Source organism: Mesorhizobium carmichaelinearum, from assembly GCF_900199455.1.
GTDB lineage: Bacteria > Pseudomonadota > Alphaproteobacteria > Rhizobiales > Rhizobiaceae > Mesorhizobium > Mesorhizobium carmichaelinearum.
The window spans coordinates 1-5060 of record NZ_FZQR01000087.1 but is presented as its reverse complement, the minus strand read 5'-3'; the positions used below and the strand labels follow the sequence as shown (position 1 = coordinate 5060).

Below are 5060 nucleotides of genomic sequence, written 5' to 3'. Positions count from 1 at the left end.
CGAGGCTTCGACCCGGCCAGTTACCCGACCGAGCCGCTCGTCAGCTACCAGACCAATCGACTACTATCTGGGTGGAACCTTCCTCCACTGGTGATACGCGCCATCGGGGCGCACTGAATTTTCCGGGTTAAGTGCCTTTTGCTTTGGCGCAGTACTTGCGTGGCTTTGTACAATAAGGGCGTAGGGGTCGAGGAGAAGTCGACCCAGGGTCACGAAAAACCACTGATACGCCACCTCCCAAGGCGTACCCGGCCCGGCAGTGAGCTCAGTCTCCTGCCGGGCATTCGGTTTCAGGGTGCATGTGCCGCTGGCGCTGAGAAGTTGACGTTGGGCGGCGGCAATGGCAGGAGGATTGCGGCGATTGGGAACACGAGAAGCTCTCCAGCCGTTTTGAGAGGCATTCCGACGGCATTAAGAACCGTTGGAGAGACTCAGAGTAGGGGCGATGAGAGCTCGTCGTCGAGAAGCTTTTGTCCCATGATGCGATCCTGGCATCGGAAACATCGCCGGTATGAGTGATCGCAGCCTGCGTCATCTGTTTCACCGTCCGCTCGGCCTTTCGGAGCCTTCTCGGCCGGACCGCCTGACGCACGCAATCTTAAACGGCGCGCCCTCGTCTGCGACAATGCAGACGCTCTGTCTCATCGAGAATACACCCAGCCGGGGGAGCGTTTCAGAATCGCGTCCGCACCGGTTGCGGTGTCACCGCTCGGCCCGCCATCGAGGAACGATTCACATATTCGCAGATGGCTCGCTGAGTTATCCAATCCAAGAACCGCGCAAGCGGATGCTCGAGATGCCGCCCATGCAGAGGTATTTCATTTCAAGGTAGTCCTCCAGCCCGTGGCGGGAGCCTTTCCGCCCGATGCCGGATTGCTTCATCCCGCCGAAGGGTGCCGCTTCCGAGGACATGCTCGGGTATTGACGCCCACCATCCCATATTCAGAGCTGGCTCCGCAAAATCGGACAGAGGCATAAGTGGATTTTCTGCCTGAAATTGGCGAGGATTCTCGCCGGGAATCAGGAGTTGAGATGACGAAGAGAAGCCGCTGGACGCATTCACCAGCATTCAAGGCGAAGGTGGCGTTGGCCGCGGTAGAGGTGGGTTTTCGGAGCTGGCGCAGCAGTTCGACGTTCACCCGAACCAGATTACGACCTGGAAGACCCAATTGCTCGAAGGCGCCGCGGGCGTGTTCGGGCAGGACAAGGCGGGTTCGAGGGAGGCGCCGGTCGATTTGAAGGCGTTGCACGCCAAGATCGATGAGCTGGCGCTGGAGAACGTTTTTTGTCCGGCGCGCTCGGCAAGGCCGGCCTGCTGAGCGCAAAGCGATGATCGACCGCGACCCCACTCTGCCTGTGGTGCGTCAGGCGAAGGTGCTGAAGCTGGCCTGCAGCACGGTCTACAACAAGCCTCGGCCGGTTTGGGCCGAGGACCTGGCGCTGATGCGTCGGCTCGACGAACTGCATGTCGATTACCCGTTCGCGGAAGCGCGGATGCTTCGATCGCTGCTATGGCGCGAAGGCGTTTCGGTCGGCCGCCGCCATGTGACGACGCTGATGAAGCGCATGGGGATTTCGGCGATCTATCGTCGCCCGAACACGAGCAAGCCCGCGCCGGGTCACAAGGTCTATCCGTATGTGTTGCGGGGGCTGAAGATCGAGCGGCCGAACCCTGTCTGGGCCATGGACACCAGCTACGTTCCGATGCGACGGGGCTTCGTCTATCTGGCGGCGGTCGTCGACGTCTTCAGCCGGCGCGTGCTCGCTCATCGCGTCTCGATCACGATGGAGGCGGCCTTTTGCGTCGACGCGCTCGAGGCGGCTCTGGCGAGATACGGCAGGCCCCAGATCTTCAACACGGATCAGGGCAGCCAGTTCACCAACCTCGACTTCACTGGTGTGCTACTGGACGCGAAGATCGCCATCAGCATGGACGGCAAAGGCGCCTGGCACGACAACGTCTTTGTCGAGCGGCTCTGGCGGACGGTCAAGTACGAGGTGGTCTATCTGCGCGCCTACGACGGCGTGTCAGAAGCGCGTGCGTCGATCTCCAGATACTTGACCTTCTACAATGGAGGACGCCCACATTCGAGCCTTGACGGGCGCACGCCCGACGAGGCTTACTTCGGCGCGCATGCGATGGTGACGGCCGCATGATCGTCGCCGTGCGATTTGCTGCAGCTCTGGACCGTGGGTTGGAAAAACGTGCCTTGCTTGCCGATACGTTTGCCCCCGCATCGAATTGTGCCGCCTTTGGTGACGGCATCGGCGATAGGGGATTCGATCTTAGCCAGAGCATGCTTGTCGATCAATGGTCCGATGTCCGCTCCGGGAGCGAAGCCGTCACCAACCGATAGGAGGCGGACTTTCTCTGCGAATTTATCGAGGAACTCATGGTGAACGCTGGATTGGACGTAAAGGCGGATCGCCGGAACGCAGGTCTGGCCGGCATTGCAGAACTTCGCCTGGATCGCACCGTCAACTGCAGCATTGATATAAGCATCGTCGAAGGCAATAAAAGCTGCATTGCCGCCCAGCTCGAGGCTGACCTTCTTGATCTGGTCCGAGCAGTGACGCATCAACAGCCGTCCAACCTCGGTCGATCCGGTAAAGCTAAGCTTGCGGACCTTAGGATTGGCGCAAAGTTCACGACCGAGCGTATCACCTGCGGAGGCATAGATCAGGTTTACGACGCCTTCAGGAAAGCCGGCCTGGTGGGCGGGAGCAAACATTGCACCCGCCACGAGCGGCGTCTGTTCAGCGCGTTTCAATACGATCGTGCAGCCCGTAGCCAAGGCCGGCGAGATCTTGCGCGCCACCATCGAGGCGGGGAAATTCCGCGGCGTGATCGTCCCGACGACGCCGATCGGTTGCTTGATTACGAGCATCCGACGGTCCGTTGATGGTGCCGAGATCGTTTCGCCATAGATGCGATTGGCCTCTTCGGCATACCATTGTAGATACGCCGCAGCATTCGACACCTCGGATTTGGCTTCCGCAAACGGCTTACCCATCTCCGCGGTGAGGATGGCGGCGAGATCATCGGCGTCGTCGATGATCAAACTGACGCCAGCGCTATAGAACGTCGCTGCGTTCACGAGCGATCAACCCTGCCCATCCAGGCTGCGCGACATAAGCCTTGTCGATCGCAGCGCGCGTCTCCGCCACGCCCATGTCGGGCAGTTCCGCCAGCACTTCGCCGCTCGACGGGTGAAGACCTCGAACGTCCGCTCGTCGAGCCGCGTGCCAAGCGCCGGCAGGAGTCGAGCGCGCCAAACAGGTCCGGGGATCTCAGGTGTCGGATCATCGGGAGGCGCAGAGGCAATACAGGGTACCTCCTCGATGCAGCGGGTAAATCCATCCGCAGGTGGGGTATTTATTCTGCGACGTTGGGGCTTTTAGGGTGAAACAAATGGAGTTGAATCTGGCCGAGCCGTTGTCAGTAAACGACATCGCATTGCGTGTGAATCTCTCACGCCAGGGCGCATCGGTCCCGTAAATGCTATGTATTCAAACAATCTATTATGCAAATGCGCCGCGAGGCCCATATTTGCGAGGCTGCCTGAGAGGTGTGCTGCGGAACGCGATTCGTGGAGCGCCGGTGGGAACCGACGACGGGCCGCCCATCGCGCTGTTCGATCGCAATGGTGTGGAGCTATGAAGCAATTGGACCATATTTGCGAAATGCGGACTCGTAGCCCGGGAGGCGCTGAAGATCGTAGCGTCTACTTAACATTCGACGACGGTCCAAATCGGTTTTACACGCCGGATATTCTCACGGTACTAGCGGAATATCGAGTACCTGCCACCTTCTTTGTCCTCGGCACTTATGCGACGAATCAGCCGGAACTTATCCGACGTATGGTTGCCGAAGGGCATGAGGTCGCCAACCACACGATGACTCATCCGGACTTGTCGACCTGCGAGCCGGAGGAAATAGAGCGCCAGATAATCGAGGCAAATGGAGCCATCCGCGCAGCTTGTCCTCAAGCCGTGCCCCGTCTCGTGCGCGCTCCATATGGCCTCTGGAACGAGGATGTGCTGAGCATCTCAGCGCGCGCCGGACTGACGTCCGTTCATTGGTCCGTGGACCCGATGGACTGGTCTCGCCCTGGCGTTTCCGCCATTGTTGAAGCAGTGCTTGCTTCAATTCAGCCAGGTGCCATTATTCTATTACACGATGGGTGTCCTCCCGATGAGGTTGCCCGGTGCACGATTTCGGCTTCCCGCGATCAGACGCTGATGGCGCTCCCTCATATAATCTCGGGACTCCGTGATCGCAGATTTGTTTTCCGATCGCTTCCTTAGGAAATTTAGATACGCTCCGCATGGCCCTCTGGAACAGCTGGAATCCTGGCCATCGTCTGCGAGGCTTTCGAGTGCTAGCAGAGGGACGCATCCTGCTCCGAGCTAGGGCTTGATCCATCGGGGCCAGATTCTGGCGCGGCGCTCATGTCTCGCTTTGAGCGGCGTGCGACGTCGATCGTGACAAAGCCGCTTATTGCAAACTCCCCTCGCGCCGCGCGAGTGGCGGGCGACGGGGGCGGCACCGCGAAGGGCGGTGCCGCCCGCGCCGCGGGGGCTGCCCAGCCTGAAGGTAGCTACCGGGGCGAAAGACGCCGCAGATGGCGCTCGAGCCAAGCGCGCACCCTGGGGTGTTTGTGGGCGGCGTAGTTGTCGAGGACGACGTGGATGGCCTTGCTGGCCGGAACTTGCGCCTCGATGGCGTTGAGGAAGCGAATGAACTCCTGATGGCGATGCCGCTGCATGTTCTTGCCGATAACGGTGCCGTCGAGGACGTTGAGGGCGGCAAACAGGGTGTCGTGCCATTGCGCTTGTAGTCGTGTTGCCGACTTATGTCGTCGGTTTCCGCCGTCTGCTCAAGCGTCGCTGGCTTGAGGCTGACCCGCACAGTCCTACCTGTCCCCTTCTAATACCAAAGGATCTGACGGCTGACTCTCTTGGGATTTCGGAATGAGCGGATCCGTGATTCGATTGCGCGAGGAGGATTCGCGCCATGGGCTCAGCGATCAAGATGCGGACGGATTATTCGGCAGCCG

The 5060-nt window shown here is 60.0% G+C and carries 1 protein-coding gene and 4 pseudogenes; 2 read left to right on the top strand and 3 right to left on the bottom strand.

Annotation, left to right across the window (positions count from 1 at the left end):
* Window positions 1-759 precede the first annotated feature (759 nt).
* A pseudogene (locus CKW40_RS41890) lies at window positions 760-944 on the bottom strand (aldehyde dehydrogenase family protein); the annotation flags it as partial.
* 88 nt (window positions 945-1032) lie between these two features.
* Between CKW40_RS41890 and CKW40_RS41885 the strand changes: the two are divergent.
* Window positions 1033-2157 (top strand): annotated as a pseudogene (locus tag CKW40_RS41885) (IS3 family transposase).
* A gap of 29 nt (window positions 2158-2186) precedes the next feature.
* Here the strand turns inward: CKW40_RS41885 and CKW40_RS41880 are convergent.
* Window positions 2187-3307, bottom strand: a pseudogene (locus CKW40_RS41880) (aldehyde dehydrogenase family protein); the annotation flags it as partial.
* A gap of 350 nt (window positions 3308-3657) precedes the next feature.
* Here CKW40_RS41880 and nodB point away from each other — a divergent pair.
* Window positions 3658-4308 (top strand): chitooligosaccharide deacetylase NodB, encoded by a 651-nt coding sequence (gene nodB, locus CKW40_RS41875; RefSeq protein ID WP_095205331.1) that lies wholly within the window; start codon window positions 3658-3660, stop codon window positions 4306-4308.
* A gap of 311 nt (window positions 4309-4619) precedes the next feature.
* Here nodB and CKW40_RS41870 read toward each other — a convergent pair.
* A pseudogene (locus CKW40_RS41870) lies at window positions 4620-4846 on the bottom strand (transposase); the annotation flags it as partial.
* Between the last annotated feature and the right edge of the window lie 214 nt (window positions 4847-5060).

Excerpts from the sequence above, each read along its gene's own strand:
- nodB (WP_095205331.1), top strand. The coding sequence starts at position 3,658 with ATGAAGCAATTGGACCATATTTGCGAAATGCGGACTCGTAGCCCGGGA.